Origin of the sequence: Achromobacter xylosoxidans (assembly GCF_002192695.1) — a bacterium.
In the GTDB taxonomy this organism is placed as follows: Bacteria; Pseudomonadota; Gammaproteobacteria; order Burkholderiales; family Burkholderiaceae_B; genus Achromobacter; species Achromobacter xylosoxidans_C.
In genome coordinates this window covers 14,510-31,187 of sequence record NZ_MTLG01000096.1, presented here as the reverse complement: position 1 = coordinate 31,187, position 16,678 = coordinate 14,510, and the positions used below count along the sequence as shown (strand labels likewise).

Sequence of the window (16,678 nt, the reverse complement as noted above, 5' to 3'; positions counted from 1 at the left end):
GGGCCCGCTGGGGCCCCGCCCATGCTCAGATGAGCGCGCGCCGAATGCGCGCCGAGGCCATGTCGATGATGACCACGAACGCCACGATGATGATCATCACGGCGCAGGTTTCGGCGTAGCGGAAGCTGCGGATGATCTCCCACAGCACGGTGCCGATGCCGCCCGCGCCCACGATGCCGACCACCGAGGCCGAACGCACATTGGATTCGAAGCGGTACAGCGAATACGAGATCCACAGCGGCAGCACCTGCGGAATCACGCCGTAGACGATTTCCTCCAGCGCATTCGCGCCGGTGGCGCGCACGCCTTCGACCGGGCGCGGATCGATCGCCTCCACCGCTTCCGAGAACAACTTGGCCAGCACGCCCGTGGTGTGCACCCACAGCGCCAACACCCCGGCGAAGGGCCCCAGGCCCACCGCCACGATGAACAGCATCGCGAACACCATTTCATTGATGGCGCGGCAGGCGTCCATCAGGCGCCGCATGGGCTGGTAGACCCAGGCCGGCACCATGTTCGACGAACACAGCAGCCCCAGCGGCACGGCCACCACGATGGCCAGGAAGGTGCCCCAAACCGCGATCTGCACGGTGACGATCATCTCGTCCAGGTACATGCGCCAGTCGCGGAAATTCGGCGGAAAGAAGTCGGCCGCGAACTGGGCCATGTTGCCCGAATCGCGCAGCAGGTCCAGGGGCCGCATATCCGCGCCCTGCCACGACATGACCAGCAGCGCCAGCACGACGGCCCATACGAGCAGGACAGGCAGCGACGAGCGCGGCGCGGCGGAAAGGCGGGAAGTCTGCATGGCTACGTTCATATGAAAAGGCGATCCGCTAGTTGGGTTTCAGGTGTGGGCAAGCCGGCGCGCCCCGCGGCGCGCCGGCTTGCCGCTTGCGGGCTTACTGCTTGGCGACGGGCTGGCCCAGGCCGGCCAGCTTGCTGTCCAGTTCGGCCAGCTGCTTCTGCTTTTCGGCCTGGCCCAAGGTGGTGTCGGCTTCGACCTTGGCCTTCTCGCGCGCCAGCTCGATCTGGCGGATCGGCACCAATTGCTGGTTGTCGGAGGCGCGGAAGCCCTGGTAGGTCAGCGCCTTCAGGTTGGCCAATTCGCGCTCGGCGTCCTTGCCCTTGCCGTAGTTGACGAAGAAATCGCGGATGCGGGCCTTCAGGTCGGCCGGCAGATCGCTGCGCATGACCAGCGGATCCGCCGGGATCAACGGCGACTTCCACAGCACGCGCACGCTGTCGTTGGCGTCCTTGCCCGTGTTCAGGCGATAGCGCTCCAGCGCCTCGGTATTGTTGACGGCCACGTCCACCTGCTTGTTGATGACCGACAGCAGATTGGTCTCGTGGTTGCTGGCGCGCACCGTCTTGAAGAAGGTCTTGGGCTCGATCTTGTTGGCGGCCCACAGGTAGTAGCCCGGCACGGCCGTGCCCGAGGTCGAGTTGGGATCGCCGGCGCCATAGCTCAGCGTGCCGCCGCGCTTGAGCACGTCGTCCAGCGTCTTCAGGTCGCTGTCCTTGTTGACGATCAGCAGCGACCAGTAGCCCGGGTTGCCGTCCTTGTCGATGACGGAGGCGAACACTTCGCCCTTGGCGCGGTCCACCGCCTCGATCGCGGACTTGTTGCCGAACCAGCCCATCTGCACCTTGTTGAAGCGCATGCCTTCGATGATGCCGGCGTAATCGGAAGCGAAGAAGGGCTTGACCGGCACGCCGATCGAACGGCTCAGGTCGTCGATGACGGGCTGCCATACCGACTTCAGGTTGGTGGACGATTCCGTCGAGATGATGCCGAAGTTCAGGGTCTTGGCATCTTGCGCGTAGGCTTGCGCGGACAGGGCCGCGGCGGCGATCAGGGTGACAAAGGTTCTGCGTAGCATGGAAGGGCTCCGGGGGGAAATGGATCGGGTATCAGGCGGCTTGCGCCAGTCGGGTCAGCGGCGCCATGCCCAGCATGGCCGGCGCTTGCGGCGCGTATTCGGGAAGCAGCTCGCTCAGTTCGGAGCCGTACAGGTCGCTCAGCATGGACGGCGTGAGCGCGGCGGAGGGGCCGTCGTAGACGACTTTGCCGTGGCGCAGCGCCACCACCCGCGGGCAGTAGCGCAGGGCCACGTCCACCTGGTGCAGCGACACCACCACCGCCACCTTGCGGCTGCGGTTGATCTGGGCCAGCGTGTCCATGACGCGGCGCGACGATTCCGGGTCCAGCGAGGCTATCGGTTCGTCGGCCAGGATGACGCGGGCGTTCTGCACCAGCGTGCGGGCGATGGCCGCGCGCTGCTGCTGGCCGCCGGACAGCGTCGAGGCGCGTTGAAATGCGTAGTCGTCTATACCAACCTGGGCAAGCGCTTCAAGGCCTTGCCGCACTTCGCCGCGCAGGAACCAGCGCGTCAGGCTGCGCCACAGCGGCACGCGCGGCAACAGGCCGGTCAGCACGTTGGTGATGACCGGCAGGCGGCCCACCAGATTGAATTGCTGGAACACGAAGCCGATGCCGGCGCGCGCGGAGCGCACGTCGCGGCTCAGGCGGCCATCGCGCTGGATCATGCGGCCGTTGACGGCCACGCTGCCCGCGTCGCCGGCCACGAAACCCGACAGATGGCGCAGCAGCGTCGACTTGCCCGAACCCGAGGCGCCCAGCAAGGCGACCATCTCGCCGTCGGCCACTTGCAGGTTCACGCCGTCCAGCGCCTTGGCGCCGGCGTGGAAGCTCTTGCAGAGCCCGTGTACTTCGATGGCATAAGTCATCGTCGAATCCCCATGGATGTGTTCATGGCGGCATTCTGTTTTCGCGGCATGACAGCACGATGACCTGCGGATCGATTGATTTGGCTGAAAATAGGGACACCGCAACGATCTGAAAGACGTTCGTCATAAAAGCCGGTTCCCGCCCGCCGCGCCGCAGGTATATTGGGGATATTCCCCCACCAGCCTGGCGTTCATCATGATCAAAGGTTCCTGCCTGTGCGGCCGCGTCGCCTACGAGATCACCGGCCCGCTCACCGACGCCCTCAACTGCCATTGCACGATCTGCCGCAAGGCGCACGGGGCCGCATTCCGCAGCCGGGCGACGGTCCAGGCCAAGGACTTTGCCTGGAGCCGGGGCGAAAACCACGTCACGTGGTACTGCTCGTCCCCCGGCAGCTACCGCGGCTTCTGCGAAGCCTGCGGCACGCCCTTGCTGACCCGTTTCGACCAGACCCCGGACGTCTACGGCCTGCCGCTGGGTCCGCTGGACGACGATCCGGGAATCAAGCCGGCGGCCCACTGCCATGTCGCCAGCAAAGCGCCGTGGTTCGATATCAGCGACGGCCTGCCGCAGTACCCCGACGCGTATGGCGCGATGGAAGAAGACCACCCGCAGGCCGTTACATAAAAATTCAACCAACTAGTTGAATTTCATCCAGAGGCCGAACTATATTCAACCTCATGGTTGAATCAATCCCCTCCCCCGTCCTCGATGCCGTCTTTCGCGCGCTGGCCGACCCCACGCGCCGCGACATGCTGCGCAGCCTGGCTCGGGGCGAGCAGACCATAGGCGAGCTGGCGGCGCCCCACAGCATGAGTTTCGCGGGCGCTTCCAAGCACGTGCAGGCCCTGGAACGCGCCGGCCTGGTCCAGCGCTCCATCCGCGGCCGCACCCATGTGTGCAGCCTCAATCCGGAACCCATGGCCGAGGCCATGCAGTGGCTGCGCTTCTATGAACAATTCTGGTCGGGCAAGCTGGGCGCGCTGGAAGCCGCGCTCATCGCCAACCGGTCCCCGGCCGCCTCTCCTGGAGAACAACATGAGTGAACACGGCGTGGTCCTGGACCCCACCTCCATCCGCTTCACGCGGATCCTGCCCGCCAGCGTCGACGAGGTCTGGGCATTCCTCACCGAATCGGAGAAACGCGGCCGCTGGCTGGCGTCCGGCGACATGGAGCTGCGCGAAGGCGGCGGCGTCACGCTGCGCTTCATGCACGCCGACCTGTCCTCGGTGGCCGAGCCGGTGCCCGCCGCCTACAAGCCGTATGAGGGCGGCGTGACGACGCAAGGCATCGTCACGCGCTGCGAACCGCCGCACTTGCTGGCGTTCACCTGGGGAGGCTCCCCTGGCCATCCCTCAGAAGTCACGTTCGAACTGTCGCCGCAGGGCCAGGAAACGCGCCTGGTGCTGACGCACCGCAAGCTGGACTCGCGCGATGGCATGGTGGACGTGGCCGGCGGCTGGCATGTGCACCTGGGCGTGCTGGAGGCCCGTCTGGCCGGCCGCGCCCCTGGCCCGTTCTGGTCCGTGCTCGGCCAGGTGGAAAGCGAATACCGGAATCGGATCCCCTCGGGCCAGAGTCGTTGAGCAACAACTATCACGGCGCGGTGACAGATAAATACTGGCTAATCATTGCGCTTTGCAGTAACATAAGTCCGTGATTTTTCCGCAAAAACCGGGCTTCGGTCACTCTGAGTGCCAACCTGTACGGCCTGCGGGCAATGCTCCGGGACAACCCAGGACGTGCCTGGTTTACCCGGAACAAACCCGCCTCCGCCAGGCGCGCCTCCATCTCCATCGTTGCGCGGCCTGGCAGCAACCGCTACACCCCGCTTCTTCCGGCGATTTGCGCAAAATGCGCCGCCGCGACCAAGCCGCGCATCGCGCGCACACTGCCCACGCGGCGCGAGTATCCGTCATTTCAGACATCCGCTTCGGATGCCGTGGCCCATACCCGCGCTTGCCCGGACGTTTTACGTTCAAACCGCTGGACCCGCTAGTCCGGGTCCGACGCGCTTGCCGCCTTGCGCGGCGCGCCATGCCGTCGGTATGGCTGCGCGTTTTGATAGGAGAAAAGAATGGCTAAAGAAGAACTCATCGAACTGGACGGCATCGTTGACGAAGTGCTGCCCGATAGCCGCTACCGTGTGAAGCTGGACAACGGCATTGAAGTCGGCGCCTACGCCTCCGGCCGCATCCGCAAGCACCGCATCCGCATCCTGGCTGGCGACCGCGTCACCCTGGAAATGTCGCCGTATGACCTGACCAAGGGCCGCATCAATTTCCGCCACAAGGACGAGCGCGGTCCCGCGCCGCAGCGTCCCCAGCAGTTCCGCCGCTAAGCCAAGGCGACAGGGCCGGCCCCGCGCCGGCTCCCCTTTCGCGCCCGCCCTAAACCTGGGCCGCGCAATGCCGTAATGCGTGGAGCGCCCGTTCATGAAAGAATGGCGCCCTCTGCCCGGCGCGACGCCGGCAGGATAAGCATGAAAGCAAGATGGACCTGACACAAGATCTGCAAGCCGCCGCCGACCAGCTTGCCCTCGCGCGAAGAAAATTCGTCAAGGGCGAGGAAGGCCTGCGCCTGCTGCACCAGTCGCGCGAGGCCTTCATCAACAGCCTGCGCAATACCGGCCTGACCTACGCCGACGCCAAGACCAAGTACGACAACTGCCTGGACGAACAGGAAGCCGAGCAGCTCGACGTGCGGCAGCAGATGGACTATGCCGAGCGCGTGCACCAGCACGTGCTGCAACTGATCGCGCAGCAGGCCGCCACGGCCTGAGGGCGCGCAGGTCCGCGCCCCCAATCCCGGGATGGATCAGGGCTTGAATGCCCCGATGAAGATGGCCGGATCGACGCGCGCGTCGTTCAGGCTGACGTTCCAGTGCAGGTGCGGACCGGTGGCGCGGCCGGTGGCGCCGACCTTGCCCACCAATCCGCCGCGCGGCACTTCGTCGCCGACCTTCACGTCGATGGCCGACATGTGGCAGAACATGCTGACAAAGCCCTGGCCATGGTCCAGGAACACCGTCTTGCCGTTGAAGAAGTAATCCCCCACCAGCACGACCACGCCAGCGGCCGGCGCCTTGATCGGGGTGCCCGAGGGCACGGCGAAATCCAGGCCCGAATGCGGATTGCGCTCCTCGCCATTGAAGAAGCGCCGCAGGCCGAAGGGACTGGACAGGCGGCCGCCGTTCACCGGGCGATCCAGCAGCAGATTGCTGGGCGTGATGCCGGCGCGATAGGCGCGGTTGGCCGCGGCCTGCTCGGCCTGTTCGCGTTCGATGCGCTTCATGTCATCCGGATCCGGATTGACCTGGCGCGGATTCTTCAGCGTGATGTGCTGCGCCTTGTACTCCTTGGCGCCGACCCTGAAGGACAGCACACGCTTGCCTTGCGCGTCCTTGATATCCACCTGCTGCTCGCCCGGCTTCACGCTGAGTGGGATGCCGACCACGGCGATCCACTGCTTGCCCTCTTCGCGCACGACCAGCACGCGCCGGCCCAGGAAGCTGACCTCGGGCGCGCGCTCGGCATTGCCCAGGCCCAGGACGGCCACGCCGCCAGGCACGGGGACATTGAGCTTGCGGCTGATGAAGCCGCTCTGCTGCTGCGCGCGGGCCGGCAGGCCCAGGCAGAGAGCGGCCGCGGCCAGGCCCAGCCGCAGGACGTCGCGACGATGCTGCATGGCGTTCACAGGCACAGGTTGGCGGGCTCGATGATGCTCTGGTCGCGGCGCGCGATGCGCGTGGACAGGCGCGCTTCGGTCTTGCCCTTCCAGTGCGTGGTGGTCAGCACGGCTTCGACGCCCAGGCTGTCTTCCTGGATCAGTTCAAAACCGTTGCGCACCGCCTTCTGCTGGAAATTGACGCCCAGGTTCTTCCAGGATTCAGCGACGCAGGCCGTATAGTCCTCGGCCGTGCGCTGGGTGGAACCGTAGAAGACCGGATCGCGGTCGCGCACGTCTTTGACGTTGGCGCAGGCCGACAAGGCTGCCAGGACAGTAAGGGACAAAACGGTGCGGACCTTCATGGCGATGGGACTCTCGAGCGGTTGGGGGTGGCTGGGGCGGCCAATATAACGCAGCGCCAGGTCAGGCCTGCGGCTTGCGGCGGGCGGATTTGGGGCGGAAGGCCGCGATGACTTCCGGCCGGGTTTCGGCATACGGGCCGCCGATAAGATCGATGCAATAGGGAATGGCGGCGAAGATGCCAGGCACCAGCACGGCGCCGTCCTCGCCCCTGAGCCCTTCCAGCGTTTCGCGGATGGATTTCGGCTGGCCGGGCAGGTTCACGATCAGGGCGGCATGCTCGGGCGTTTCCCGGATGACGGCCACTTGGCGCGACAGGATGGCCGTGGGCACGAAGCGCAGGCTGATCTGGCGCATCTGTTCACCAAAGCCGGGCATTTCCTTGGTGCCGACGGCGAGCGTGGCCTCTGGCGTGACGTCGCGACGCGCCGGACCGGTGCCGCCGGTGGTCAGGACCAGGTCGCAGCCGCAGCCGTCCACCAGTTCGATCAGCGTCTGGGAAATGCGTGCGGGTTCGTCGGGAATCAGGCGGTCCACCGCCTGCCAAGGCGAGGTCAGCGCACCGCCCAGCCATTCGCGCAGCGCGGGCAGCCCCAGGTCCTGATAGGTGCCGCTGGAAGCGCGGTCGGAAACGGACACCAGGCCCACGATCAGTTCGTCGGGGTGCTTGCGGGCGATACGGGTAGTGGCGGTCATGGGCTGCGCAATCTTGGTGAGAAACAGTCGGGCGGCGCGGATGCGGCCGCGGGCGAGGTCAATCATGGAAATCCAGAAGAGGCCCGCCAGAGCGATGCTATCGCATTCCTTCCCTGCGGGAATCGCGGCGGCGGGCGGCGCGAAGGCCGGAGACCCTGTGGCAAAAAGGCGAATTGCACCCTGGCCCCGCTTTCCCGCGCTTGTTCCAGTCATGCCCGCTCGATAACATCCGCTAACAAACCTGTCCCAATAGAGAGCGCCCCGCAAGGCATTGGTTCCCCATGTTCAAACGCACACTACGGCAGCATGCGCTGGCGGCGGCGCTGGCCCTGGCCGCGGCGGCTGCCGCCGGGTGGGGCGCCCTGCACGCGCTGGCGCTGAAGACGGAACCGGTGCCGGCAGCCGCCCCGGGCATCTACATCCCCAACCTGGGCAATACGTTGCAGGAGCAGACCCGCAACCTGTCCCGCATGAGCCAGGCTCTGCGCACGGGCGACCGGCTGGTGATCCTGGGTTCGTCGGAACTGACCAGCAACGACCTGCGCTTCGTGCCCTACCGCTACCTGGCCGACGAATTGCAGATGCCCGTGCTGGCCTACGGCCATTCGGGCTTCCAGTCGCTGGGCATGCAACTGGTGCTGGCGGCGATGGCCGAGGACCTGTCGCCGGCCTCGCGCGTGGTGGTGATGCTGTCGCCGGGCTGGTTCGACGGCGAAGGCGGGCTGGGTCCCGACGAGTTCAAGGAGCACGCCAACCCGCTGCTGCCGCGCCTGCTGCGGCAGCCCGAGGGCCGGGCGGAGGTGGCGCGCTGGCTGCGGGCCAAGGGCGACGCGGGCGTCGCGTGGTCCATGGCGGCCGAACAGGCCTACGTCTTCCGCCAGCGCCTGGTCGATCTGTGGACGCCCGCCTACGCGGCGCCTGCTCCCGAGCGCGAACGCGAGGGGCCGCCCCCGGCCGCCCGGGTGGTGGACTGGGAGGCGCTGGCCGCCGAGGCCCAGCACGCCGAACAGGCCCTGATGGGCGGCAACCGCTACGCCGTGCGCGACGAGTTCTTCAATAAATACCTGCGCAGCATTCCCGAGGGCGGCAAGACCGCCTATCTGCCCCAGCCGCTGACCGGCCGCGACGAGCTGCGCGAACTGGACGCCCTGATGGCGCTGCTGCGCCAGCGCGGGGTCAACGCCCTGTTCGTCATGCAGCCGCTGCATCCGCTGGTGTTCAAGGACCTGGACCGGTTCGGCCCCGTGCAGCGGGAGGTGGCGGCGCTGTGCCAGCGCTACGCCATGCGTTGCATGGACATGTACAGCGCCCCCTTCGAAGTGGGGACGCTGCGGGACGTGCAGCACCTGGGGGAACTGGGCTGGCTGCGCGTGAACCAGAAGATCGCGGAAGTTTTCTACCCATGAAGGACGGCCGACCATGAAAAGAACCCTGTGGCTATGCCTCCTGTATCTGGGCGTCCTGGCGGTGATGCTGATCCAGGCGGATACGTCCGCAAATCTGGGTAAACCGATGGAAATCGAGTTCCAGTATTCGAAATTCTGACTTCGGGCGGAGTCAGCCGCCTGCACTTGGTAGCCGCAAGCAACCAGTGACAGGTCACAAATCTGCAATAATCGGCTCCTCTCGCCGGAACCTCCCCCGCCTCCATGTTCGACCTCTTCCACGGCCTAGACCTCTGGGTCGGCCTCAGCCTTGCGCTGGCCCTGACTTTCGTCCTGGCCTTCGAATTCATCAACGGATTCCATGACACGGCGAACGCCGTGGCCACGGTCATCTACACCAAGGCCATGCCGCCGCATCTGGCGGTGGTGCTTTCCGGCATATTCAACTTCCTCGGCGTGCTGCTGGGCGGCGTGGGCGTGGCCTATGCCATCGTGCACCTGCTGCCGGTGGAGCTGCTGATCAACGTGGATACCGGCCGCGGGCTGGCCATGGTGTTCGCCATGCTGGCCGCTGCCATCGCCTGGAACCTGGGCACCTGGTACTTCGGCATTCCGGCGTCCAGCTCGCACACGCTGATCGGCTCGATCCTGGGCGTGGGCCTGGCCAACGCGCTGATCACCGACCTGCCGCTGGCGGACGGCGTCAACTGGGGCAAGGCCATCGACATCGGCCTGTCGCTGGTGGTGTCGCCGGTGGCCGGCTTCCTGGTGGCGGGCGGCCTGCTGCTGGCGCTCAAGCGCTGGCTGCCGCTTTCCAAGATGCACAAGACGCCAGAACAGCGCCGCGCCATCGACAACAAGAAGCATCCGCCCTTCTGGAACCGCCTGGTGCTGGTGCTGTCGGCCATGGGCGTGAGCTTCGTGCACGGCTCCAACGACGGCCAGAAAGGGATCGGCCTGATCATGCTGGTGCTGATCGGCATCGTGCCCGCCAACTTCGTGCTGGACACCAACAGCACCACCTACCAGATCGAACGCACCCGCGACGCCGCCAACCACCTGAACGTGTTCTACCAGCGCAATGAAGCCATGCTGGGCGAATACCTGGCGCTCAAGCGCGTGGACGCGACCACCGAGCTGCCGCGCAACTTCCGCTGCGATCCCGAACTGACCATGCCGACCATCGCCGCGCTGCAGACCGACCTGCACGGCGTGTCCAACTACGCCGACCTGTCGGCCGAGAAGCGCATTTCCGTGCGCCGCTACCTGCTCTGCCTGGACGACACGGCCAAGAAGGTCGCGCGCATTGAAGGGCTGCCGGCCCGCGAACGCGCCGACCTGCAGCGCCTGCGCGCCGACCTGACGGCCACCACCGAATACGCCCCCTTCTGGGTGATCGTGGCGGTGGCCCTGGCACTGGGCGCGGGCACCATGGTCGGCTGGCGCCGCGTGGTGCTGACGGTGGGCGAGAAGATCGGCAAGCAGGGCATGACCTACGCGCAGGGCATGTCCGCGCAAGTCACGGCCATGGGCGCCATCGGCATCGCCAACGTCTTCAGCCTGCCGGTGTCCACCACCCACGTGCTGTCCTCGGGCGTGGCCGGGACCATGATCGCCAACAAGAGCGGCCTGCAAGGCAGCACCGTGCGCAACATCCTGATGGCCTGGGTGCTGACCCTGCCCGCCTCGATGCTGCTGGCCGCTGGCCTGTTCTGGATCGGCGTGCAGATCGCCGGTTGATATCGAACGGCCGTGCAGGCAATCTGCACGGCCGATGCAACACTCTGGCTACCCCGCCAGGCTTCCTGCCAGCCCTGCCCGCGTCTACCATGACGCCATGGCTACCTCAAATCCCACCCTGCATTACATTTTCGACCCGCTCTGCGGCTGGTGCTATGGCGCCGCGCCGCTGGTGGAGGCGGCTCGCGCCGTTCCCGGCCTGGACATCGCGCTGCATGGCGGCGGCATGATGACGGGCAGCAACCGCCAGCCGGTCACCGACAGGCTGCGCCGCTACGTCATGCCGCATGACGAGCGCATCGCCGGCCTGACCGGCCAGCCCTTTGGCGACGACTATTTCAACGGCCTGTTGCGCGATGAGGGCGCGGTGTTCGATTCCGAGCCGCCCACCACCGCCATCCTGGCCGCGCAGACGCTGGCCGGCCGCGGGCTGGACCTGCTCAAGCGCATCCAGCGCGCGCACTACGTGCAAGGCCTGCGCATCGCCGATCCGGCCGTGCTGCAGTCCCTGGCCGCCGACATCGGCCTGGACCCGGAGGCCTTCCGCGCGGCCTACGCCGCGGCGCAGGGCGCCGAAACCGCCGCGCACATCGCCGCCAGCCGCAAGCTGTTGGCGCAGGTCGGCGGCAGCGGCTTTCCCACCCTGGCGCTGGAACGCGATGGGGTCTGCGAGATGCTGGAGCCCAGCCGCTACCTGGGCCGCCCCCAGGAATGGCAGGCGGACCTGAGCGCGCGCATCGGTCGCGGCTAAAGCCCGGGGCGCCGCCTCAGGCGTCCTCGATGTCCCCGTCGCGCTGCAGGGCGCGATGCATGGCCGGGCGGTCGCCCAGCCGCTCGGCATAGGCCGTGAACACGGGCGTCTCGGGCATGACCTTCACCTGCATCATGTATTGCAGGGTTCCGCCCAGCACGATGTCCACCGCCGAGAACTTCTCGCCCAGGAAAAACGGCCGCGCCTGCAGGACCCGGGTCAGCACCTGCTCGACCTCCTCGGCCGAGCCCCAGCCCAGCGCGCCCGCGTGATGCGGCGTCTTGAAGGCGCGCTCGGCCATGGCGGGCTCGAACACGCCGGTGGAGTACGCCAGCCAGGTCAGGTAGGGACCGCGCAGCGGGTCGCCCGCCACCGGCCCCAGCCCCGCCTGGGGGAACAGGTCGGTCAGATAGAGTGCGATTGCCGGCGTCTCGAAGATGGGCACGCCGTCGTGCACCAGGGCCGGCACCTTGCGATGCGGGTGGATGTCGATGTAATCCGAGGGCATGTGGCCCGCGCTGTCGCTGCCGCGGATGGACACCATTTCGGTGTCGTAGGGCACGCCCAGTTCTTCGAGCAGCCAGAGTATCCGGAACGACCGCGAGCGCGGCGCATGGTAGAGCGTAAGCATGGTCGGTCTCCATGGAAGTCCGACCATTTTGCCGCGCTGGCTTTACGCCGCCAAGGCCAGCAACACCCCGTATCCGGCCATGCCCAGCAGCACCGCGACACCGGCGTTGCTGACCAGGCGGGCCGCCACGGCGGTCACGACCAGGCCGCCTGCGTAGGGGCCGAGGTTGGCCGCCTGGTCGCCGGCGGCCAGCAGGTCGGGCACGATCACCGCCGCCGCGATTCCGGCCAGCAGCGACGGTCCCAACGCGGCCAGCGCCGAGCCTTCGCGCGTCAGATGGCGCAGCAGGCGGCTGCGCTCGGAAAGCATGAAGGGCAAGGCGCGCGTCAGATAGGTGATGGCCGCCATGGCGATCACCGCGCCCCAGAAACCCAGTCCGTCGGCGTTCATGCGGACCTCCTCAGGCGATAGGCAGCGCAGCCGATGACCGCGCCGGCCAGGATGGCCAGGCTGGTATGGCCCAGCGCAGCCACGCCGGCGGCGCCGGCCACCGCCGCCACGATGGGCAGGCCCATGCCGCGCTTGGCGCTCTGGCACACCAGGGCCATGAACAACGCGGGCAGCGCGAAGCGCATCACCTGGGACAGCATGGGATAGTGGCGTTCCAGCCCGTCTCCCGCATAGACGCCGACGGCGGTGCCGGCGATCCAGGTCAGCCAGGCGCCCAGTCCCAGCGCGATCATCCAGCGCTGGCGGCCCGCGGGTTCCACGGTCTGCAGGCGGTTGAACGCGGTGGCGAAGACCTCATCGGTGAGCAGGAAGGCGACCTTCAGGCGGTCGCGCAGCGCCGCGGGCAGGAAGCGCGACAGCAGCGGGCCGTACAGCAAATGCCGAGCGTTGAGCAGCGAACACAGCGCCACCACCCACAGCCACGGCGTACCGGCCTTGATGGAAGCGAGCAGCAGGAACTGGCTGGCGCCGGCATAGACCAGCACGGAAATCAGCACCACTTGCAGGGGTGACAGGCCTGCCGCCACCCCGGCGATGCCGAAGGTCACGGCCACTGGAAAGTAGCCGATCATGACGGGCAGGCAGGATTTCAGGCCATCGATACGGGCGCTGCCCGCAAGAGCGGGCGCGGGAGCGGAGGGTGTCTCCAAGGTATTTTCGCTTGTACGGTTCCACGACAAGCTAGTTTACCCATTGCCCCCTACTTCTCGTCGCCCCCCAGTACGCGCAGTTGCTGTTTCAGGCGACGTACCTCCTGGCTCAAGTCCAGAATCAGCGCCGCCGCGTCCAAGCCGGCGCCGAAGTCCCGCACCAGGCGGCGGGCATCCAGCGCGCGTTGCAAATCGGTGCTGTAGAAGCGCCATTCGGCGGGCCGGGGACCGCTGGCGTTGACGATGCCGACTTCGACCAGCCGGACGACCCATTCGACTTCCTCGCCGCAGGCGCGGGCCAGGTCGTCCGCGGACAGCGGCCGGGACTTGCCCACGATCGTGGCGGTGGTGACGACTATTTTTTTCATGGTCATACCCCCAGGTGACGCCGCGGATTGAAGGGCAGGTCCTGCTGCAGCTTGCGGTAGGCCTCCTTGGCCGCCTCGCTGTCAGCGGGCGGCAGCACCAGGTCCAGCACCAGGTAGAGATCTCCGGGCGGATCGCCCGGAATGCCGCGGCCGCGCAGGCGCAGCTTGCGCCCGTTGGCGGATCCAGGCGGAATCGAGACCTCGACCGTGCCGCCCGGAGTGGGCGCGTGCACGCCGGCGCCCAGCGCCGCTTCCCAGGGCGCCACCGGCAGCGTCATGTAAAGATCGCGGCCGTCGGCGCGATAGCGCGGATGCGGCTTGAAGCGGACTTCCAGATAGAGGTCGCCGTTCTCGCCGCCGCCGTAGCCGGGCATGCCCTGGCCGGCCAGCCGGATGTACTGGCCTTCGCGCACGCCCGGGGGGATGCGCACGCTGAGCGTGCGGGTCTGCATGTGGGGGCGGCCCTGCTCGTCCATCTGCATGGAACGCAGGCTGATGTCGCGCGTGGCGCCCTTGAGCGCGTCTTCGAGGTCCACCTCGATCGCGGCGTGGTGGTCTTCGCCGCGCGCGCGGAATTCCTGTTGCTGCTGCGCGCCGCCGCGCCGCTTGCGGCCGCCGAACAGCGACGAGAAGAACTCGCTGAACTGGGCCTCGTCGCCGGGCGCGGCGCCGCGGTGGAACTCGAAGCCCTCGTCCCAGCCGGGCGGCGGCTGGAAGCTGCCCTCGGGCGATACGCCCGCGGCGAGATTGTCGTAGGCCAGGCGCTTTTCCTTATCCCGCAGCACGTCGTAGGCTTCGTTGACGTCGCGCATGCGCGTTTCGGCGTCGCTTTCCTTGCTGACGTCCGGATGATATTTGCGGGCGAGCTTGCGGTAGGCGCGCCGGATGTCGTCTTCGGAGGCCTCCCGCTCCACCCCTAGAATGCTGTAGTAGTCCTTGAACTCCATGTGCAGCCCTTGGCAAAGCGTTGCGGCCGCCTCCGGTTGCGCCGGGTTCGGCCTGGGATATCAAGAAGATAGGGGTTATGGGACGATTTTTCAATGCGCCTTGTCAGGCTTTCGGCATCGCGCATAATGTCCGGTTGGCGCCCGGATGCGCCAGCCCCGACCACGGCAAGCCCACAGGAACCGATCGTGCTGGAAATCATCGACGTAGACTTCAACAACCCCGAACACGGCCGCCAGGTGCTGGCCATGCTGAACGAGTACGCCAGCGGTCCCATGGGCGGCAACGCTCCCCTGCCCGCCTACGCGCAGCAGAACCTGATCGCCGAGCTGGCCCGCCGCCCCACCGCGCGCGCGCTGCTGGCCCACATCGACGGCGAAGCCGCCGGCGTCGCGGTCTATCTCGAAGGCTTCTCCACTTTTTCCTGCCGCCCGCTGCTCAATCTGCACGACCTGGGCGTGGCGGAAAAATTCCAGGGCCGCGGCGTGGGCAAGGCGCTGCTGTCGGCGCTGGAAGAGCGGGCGCGCGATCTGGGCTGCTGCAAGATCACCCTGGAAGTGCTGGAAGGCAACGCGGTCGCCCAGGGGCTGTACCGCAAGCTCGGTTTCGAAGGCTATGCCCTGGACGAAACCACCGGCCGCGCCATGTTCTGGCACAAGAAGCTGCCCGCGCTGGCATAGCATCCATTCCATACCGGACGCCGTCGCGTCCGGACCACGACGCAGGAAGCACCATGAAAATGAGCAACATCCCCTTCGGCACCACCGACTGGTCCGAGGTCGAACGCACCGAACACGCCGGCGACACCGGCATGGCCTATTGGCGCACCCGACAATTCGGCGACCTGCGCGTGCGCATGGTCGAGTACACGCCCGGCTACCTGGCCGACCACTGGTGCAGCAAGGGCCACATCCTGTTCTGCCTGGAAGGCGAACTGCACACCGAACTGGAAGACGGCCGGCAATTCGTGCTGACGCCCGGCATGAGCTACCAGGTCGCCGACCAGGCCGAACCGCACCGCTCATCCACCGCCACCGGCGCCAAGCTCTTCATCGTCGACTGAAGCCCCCGGCGCGACAGGCCCGCCGCAGATGCGTTACGCTTTGACGTATCCGTGGCCCGTCGCCGCGGCGCATATTGTTACCCGTCAGACCGGAGACTAGATTTTGGGCGCCCCGCTTACGCTATTCGTCGATTCCCTGTTCCTCAGCCCCTACGCCATGTCGGCCTATGTGGCGCTGACGGAAAAACAGCTGCCGTTCGAGGTGCGCCCCATCGACCTGGAAGCGGGCGAGCAACGCATGCAGCCGTATCAGAGCCGTGCGCTGACCTCCCGCGTGCCGGCCCTGACGCATGCGGACTTCAGCCTGACCGAATCCAGCGCCATCACCGAATACCTGGAAGACGCCTTCCCCGCCCCGGCGCACGCGGCGCTGTATCCGCGCGACCTGCGCCAACGCGCCCGCGCGCGGCAGCTGCAGGCCTGGCTGCGCAGCGACCTGGGTGCGCTGCGCCAGGAACGCCCCACGGAAACCGTGTTCTACGGCGCCGCCGGCCTGCCGCTGTCGGACGCCGCCCATGCCGCCGCAGCCAAGCTCATCCACGTCGCCAGCACCCTGGTGGGCGCAGGCCGGACCTCGCTGTTCGACGAATGGTGCATCGCCGACACGGACCTCGCCGTGATGCTCAAGCGCCTGTTCCAGGACGACCTGCCCGACGCGCTGCGCGCCTACGCCGACGCCCAGTGGCAGCGCCCCTCCGTCCAGAAATGGCTGGAGCACAACGCCGCCGCCCGCGCCTGAACGCCCGGGAGCCGCGATGCAATTGCTGGATCATGTCTCCATCGCCGTTGCCCGCCTGGACGCCGCCCGGCCCTTCTACGACGCCGTCATGCAGGCGCTGGGCGCGGCCAAGGTCTATGACCGCCCCGACGCGCTGGGCTATGGCGAACGCTGCCGCGCCGGCAGCAGCCAGCACAGCTACCTCTCCGTGTTCGCCGACGACGATGCCGGCGCGCCTGCCGCGCGCCGCCACTGGTGCTTCAAGGCGCCCAGCCGCGCCGCCGTCGACGCCTTCCATGCCGCCGGCCTGGCCCATGGCGGGCGCGACGATGGCGCCCCGGGCTTGCGCCAGCACTACCACCCCCAGTATTACGCCGCGTTCCTGGTGGACCCTTCGGGCAACCGCATCGAAGCGGTCTGCCACGACGCGGTTTGAACCGCCGCCCGGCCGGCCTGTCCTAAAGGGGACAGGTAAATCGGCCAGTGCTTGACCCGTATC

24 protein-coding genes are annotated in these 16,678 nt (G+C 67.2%); 13 read left to right on the top strand and 11 right to left on the bottom strand.

Translation table 11 applies throughout. The annotated features are described in order from the left end of the window. Positions 1–25 precede the first annotated feature (25 nt). The 3 genes from phnE to phnC form a co-directional block, all read right to left on the bottom strand. Positions 26–820 (bottom strand): phosphonate ABC transporter, permease protein PhnE, encoded by a 795-nt coding sequence (phnE, locus tag BRO63_RS24225; RefSeq protein ID WP_088142243.1) that lies wholly within the window; start codon positions 818–820, stop codon positions 26–28. A gap of 82 nt (positions 821–902) precedes the next feature. Beyond that, positions 903–1,883: a phosphonate ABC transporter substrate-binding protein gene (phnD, locus tag BRO63_RS24220; protein WP_088142242.1), complete on the bottom strand. Its 981-nt coding sequence runs from the start codon at positions 1,881–1,883 to the stop codon at positions 903–905. Between the two features lie 31 nt (positions 1,884–1,914). Further along, entirely contained in the window at positions 1,915–2,751 is an 837-nt protein-coding gene (gene phnC / locus BRO63_RS24215) for a phosphonate ABC transporter ATP-binding protein (RefSeq protein WP_088142241.1), read from the bottom strand. Between the two features lie 196 nt (positions 2,752–2,947). Here phnC and BRO63_RS24210 point away from each other — a divergent pair, with 196 nt between their 5' ends. The 5 genes from BRO63_RS24210 to BRO63_RS24190 all read left to right on the top strand — a co-directional run bounded on the left by BRO63_RS24210 (position 2,948) and on the right by BRO63_RS24190 (position 5,534). Continuing rightward, on the top strand, positions 2,948–3,379 hold the full coding sequence (locus tag BRO63_RS24210; RefSeq protein ID WP_088142240.1) for a GFA family protein: 432 nt from the start codon (positions 2,948–2,950) through the stop codon (positions 3,377–3,379). Positions 3,380–3,432: 53 nt separating this feature from the next. Continuing rightward, on the top strand, positions 3,433–3,798 hold the full coding sequence (locus tag BRO63_RS24205; RefSeq protein ID WP_088142239.1) for an ArsR/SmtB family transcription factor: 366 nt from the start codon (positions 3,433–3,435) through the stop codon (positions 3,796–3,798). Next, positions 3,791–4,339 carry an SRPBCC family protein gene (locus BRO63_RS24200; RefSeq protein WP_088142238.1) on the top strand — a complete coding sequence of 183 codons (549 nt, stop codon included), beginning with the start codon at positions 3,791–3,793 and terminating at the stop codon, positions 4,337–4,339. Before BRO63_RS24205 ends, BRO63_RS24200 begins: the two co-directional genes overlap by 8 nt. Before the next feature lie 491 nt (positions 4,340–4,830). Next, a complete protein-coding gene (gene infA / locus BRO63_RS24195; protein ID WP_013395703.1) occupies positions 4,831–5,094 on the top strand; it encodes a translation initiation factor IF-1 in 264 nt (87 codons plus the stop codon). A 152-nt stretch (positions 5,095–5,246) separates the two neighbouring features. After that, on the top strand, positions 5,247–5,534 hold the full coding sequence (locus BRO63_RS24190; protein WP_088142237.1) for a hypothetical protein: 288 nt from the start codon (positions 5,247–5,249) through the stop codon (positions 5,532–5,534). Positions 5,535–5,570: 36 nt separating this feature from the next. On the opposite strand, the gene BRO63_RS24185 is transcribed toward BRO63_RS24190, so the two are convergent. The 3 genes from BRO63_RS24185 to mog all read right to left on the bottom strand — a co-directional run bounded on the left by BRO63_RS24185 (position 5,571) and on the right by mog (position 7,478). Further along, positions 5,571–6,440, bottom strand: a complete 870-nt coding sequence (locus BRO63_RS24185; RefSeq protein ID WP_088142267.1) for a peptidoglycan DD-metalloendopeptidase family protein — start codon at positions 6,438–6,440, stop codon at positions 5,571–5,573. A 5-nt stretch (positions 6,441–6,445) separates the two neighbouring features. Then, complete coding sequence (locus BRO63_RS24180) at positions 6,446–6,784, bottom strand: hypothetical protein (protein ID WP_088142236.1); 339 nt, start codon at positions 6,782–6,784, stop codon at positions 6,446–6,448. Positions 6,785–6,845: 61 nt separating this feature from the next. Then, complete coding sequence (gene mog / locus BRO63_RS24175; RefSeq protein WP_088142266.1) at positions 6,846–7,478, bottom strand: molybdopterin adenylyltransferase; 633 nt, start codon at positions 7,476–7,478, stop codon at positions 6,846–6,848. A 281-nt stretch (positions 7,479–7,759) separates the two neighbouring features. Between mog and BRO63_RS24170 the strand changes: the two genes are divergently transcribed. The 4 genes from BRO63_RS24170 (at position 7,760) to BRO63_RS24160 (ending at position 11,354) form a co-directional block, all read left to right on the top strand. Beyond that, on the top strand, positions 7,760–8,884 hold the full coding sequence (locus tag BRO63_RS24170; protein ID WP_088142235.1) for a D-alanyl-lipoteichoic acid biosynthesis protein DltD: 1,125 nt from the start codon (positions 7,760–7,762) through the stop codon (positions 8,882–8,884). Positions 8,885–8,897: 13 nt separating this feature from the next. Then, a complete protein-coding gene (locus BRO63_RS34570; RefSeq protein WP_006222760.1) occupies positions 8,898–9,023 on the top strand; it encodes a hypothetical protein in 126 nt (41 codons plus the stop codon). Positions 9,024–9,127: 104 nt separating this feature from the next. Then, positions 9,128–10,603 carry an inorganic phosphate transporter gene (locus BRO63_RS24165; RefSeq protein ID WP_088142234.1) on the top strand — a complete coding sequence of 492 codons (1,476 nt, stop codon included), beginning with the start codon at positions 9,128–9,130 and terminating at the stop codon, positions 10,601–10,603. Positions 10,604–10,700: 97 nt separating this feature from the next. Then, the gene (locus BRO63_RS24160; protein ID WP_088142233.1) at positions 10,701–11,354 is read left to right on the top strand and encodes a DsbA family protein; all 654 of its coding nucleotides are present in this window, start codon (positions 10,701–10,703) and stop codon (positions 11,352–11,354) included. Positions 11,355–11,370: 16 nt separating this feature from the next. Here the strand turns inward: BRO63_RS24160 and BRO63_RS24155 are convergent, their stop codons facing one another. From BRO63_RS24155 to BRO63_RS24135, 5 genes are read right to left on the bottom strand one after another with little or no spacing between them, the layout of a single operon-like run. Further along, entirely contained in the window at positions 11,371–11,985 is a 615-nt protein-coding gene (locus BRO63_RS24155; protein WP_088142232.1) for a glutathione S-transferase family protein, read from the bottom strand. Between the two features lie 42 nt (positions 11,986–12,027). Next, positions 12,028–12,375, bottom strand: a complete 348-nt coding sequence (locus BRO63_RS24150; protein ID WP_088142231.1) for an AzlD domain-containing protein — start codon at positions 12,373–12,375, stop codon at positions 12,028–12,030. Then, a complete protein-coding gene (locus BRO63_RS24145) occupies positions 12,372–13,085 on the bottom strand; it encodes an AzlC family ABC transporter permease (protein WP_088142230.1) in 714 nt (237 codons plus the stop codon). The genes BRO63_RS24150 and BRO63_RS24145 overlap by 4 nt, the downstream gene beginning before the upstream one ends. 50 nt (positions 13,086–13,135) lie before the next feature. Beyond that, complete coding sequence (locus tag BRO63_RS24140) at positions 13,136–13,453, bottom strand: chaperone modulator CbpM (protein ID WP_088142265.1); 318 nt, start codon at positions 13,451–13,453, stop codon at positions 13,136–13,138. A 2-nt stretch (positions 13,454–13,455) separates the two neighbouring features. Further along, on the bottom strand, positions 13,456–14,400 hold the full coding sequence (locus BRO63_RS24135; RefSeq protein ID WP_088142229.1) for a DnaJ C-terminal domain-containing protein: 945 nt from the start codon (positions 14,398–14,400) through the stop codon (positions 13,456–13,458). 186 nt (positions 14,401–14,586) lie between these two features. On the opposite strand from BRO63_RS24135, the gene BRO63_RS24130 reads away from it, so the two are divergent. From BRO63_RS24130 to BRO63_RS24115, 4 genes are all read left to right on the top strand, one after another. Next, positions 14,587–15,078 (top strand): GNAT family N-acetyltransferase, encoded by a 492-nt coding sequence (locus tag BRO63_RS24130; protein ID WP_088142228.1) that lies wholly within the window; start codon positions 14,587–14,589, stop codon positions 15,076–15,078. A 53-nt stretch (positions 15,079–15,131) separates the two neighbouring features. After that, positions 15,132–15,461: a DHCW motif cupin fold protein gene (locus BRO63_RS24125; protein WP_088142227.1), complete on the top strand. Its 330-nt coding sequence runs from the start codon at positions 15,132–15,134 to the stop codon at positions 15,459–15,461. A gap of 103 nt (positions 15,462–15,564) precedes the next feature. Then, positions 15,565–16,200 (top strand): glutathione transferase, encoded by a 636-nt coding sequence (gene yfcF / locus BRO63_RS24120; RefSeq protein ID WP_088142226.1) that lies wholly within the window; start codon positions 15,565–15,567, stop codon positions 16,198–16,200. Between the two features lie 16 nt (positions 16,201–16,216). After that, a complete protein-coding gene (locus BRO63_RS24115) occupies positions 16,217–16,615 on the top strand; it encodes a VOC family protein (protein WP_088142225.1) in 399 nt (132 codons plus the stop codon). The last annotated feature ends 63 nt before the right edge of the window (positions 16,616–16,678 follow it).

Excerpts from the sequence above, each read along its gene's own strand:
- BRO63_RS24210 (WP_088142240.1), top strand. The coding sequence starts at position 2,948 with ATGATCAAAGGTTCCTGCCTGTGCGGCCGCGTCGCCTACGAGATCACC.
- BRO63_RS24185 (WP_088142267.1), bottom strand. The coding sequence starts at position 6,440 with ATGCAGCATCGTCGCGACGTCCTGCGGCTGGGCCTGGCCGCGGCCGCT.
- phnD (WP_088142242.1), bottom strand. The coding sequence starts at position 1,883 with ATGCTACGCAGAACCTTTGTCACCCTGATCGCCGCCGCGGCCCTGTCC.
- BRO63_RS24155 (WP_088142232.1), bottom strand. The coding sequence starts at position 11,985 with ATGCTTACGCTCTACCATGCGCCGCGCTCGCGGTCGTTCCGGATACTC.
- mog (WP_088142266.1), bottom strand. The coding sequence starts at position 7,478 with ATGACCGCCACTACCCGTATCGCCCGCAAGCACCCCGACGAACTGATC.
- BRO63_RS24150 (WP_088142231.1), bottom strand. The coding sequence starts at position 12,375 with ATGAACGCCGACGGACTGGGTTTCTGGGGCGCGGTGATCGCCATGGCG.
- BRO63_RS24205 (WP_088142239.1), top strand. The coding sequence starts at position 3,433 with ATGGTTGAATCAATCCCCTCCCCCGTCCTCGATGCCGTCTTTCGCGCG.
- BRO63_RS24165 (WP_088142234.1), top strand. The coding sequence starts at position 9,128 with ATGTTCGACCTCTTCCACGGCCTAGACCTCTGGGTCGGCCTCAGCCTT.
- BRO63_RS24140 (WP_088142265.1), bottom strand. The coding sequence starts at position 13,453 with ATGAAAAAAATAGTCGTCACCACCGCCACGATCGTGGGCAAGTCCCGG.
- phnC (WP_088142241.1), bottom strand. The coding sequence starts at position 2,751 with ATGACTTATGCCATCGAAGTACACGGGCTCTGCAAGAGCTTCCACGCC.
- BRO63_RS24160 (WP_088142233.1), top strand. The coding sequence starts at position 10,701 with ATGGCTACCTCAAATCCCACCCTGCATTACATTTTCGACCCGCTCTGC.
- BRO63_RS24125 (WP_088142227.1), top strand. The coding sequence starts at position 15,132 with ATGAAAATGAGCAACATCCCCTTCGGCACCACCGACTGGTCCGAGGTC.
- BRO63_RS24115 (WP_088142225.1), top strand. The coding sequence starts at position 16,217 with ATGCAATTGCTGGATCATGTCTCCATCGCCGTTGCCCGCCTGGACGCC.
- BRO63_RS24190 (WP_088142237.1), top strand. The coding sequence starts at position 5,247 with ATGGACCTGACACAAGATCTGCAAGCCGCCGCCGACCAGCTTGCCCTC.
- BRO63_RS24200 (WP_088142238.1), top strand. The coding sequence starts at position 3,791 with ATGAGTGAACACGGCGTGGTCCTGGACCCCACCTCCATCCGCTTCACG.
- BRO63_RS34570 (WP_006222760.1), top strand. The coding sequence starts at position 8,898 with ATGAAAAGAACCCTGTGGCTATGCCTCCTGTATCTGGGCGTCCTGGCG.
- BRO63_RS24170 (WP_088142235.1), top strand. The coding sequence starts at position 7,760 with ATGTTCAAACGCACACTACGGCAGCATGCGCTGGCGGCGGCGCTGGCC.
- BRO63_RS24135 (WP_088142229.1), bottom strand. The coding sequence starts at position 14,400 with ATGGAGTTCAAGGACTACTACAGCATTCTAGGGGTGGAGCGGGAGGCC.
- phnE (WP_088142243.1), bottom strand. The coding sequence starts at position 820 with ATGAACGTAGCCATGCAGACTTCCCGCCTTTCCGCCGCGCCGCGCTCG.
- infA (WP_013395703.1), top strand. The coding sequence starts at position 4,831 with ATGGCTAAAGAAGAACTCATCGAACTGGACGGCATCGTTGACGAAGTG.
- BRO63_RS24180 (WP_088142236.1), bottom strand. The coding sequence starts at position 6,784 with ATGAAGGTCCGCACCGTTTTGTCCCTTACTGTCCTGGCAGCCTTGTCG.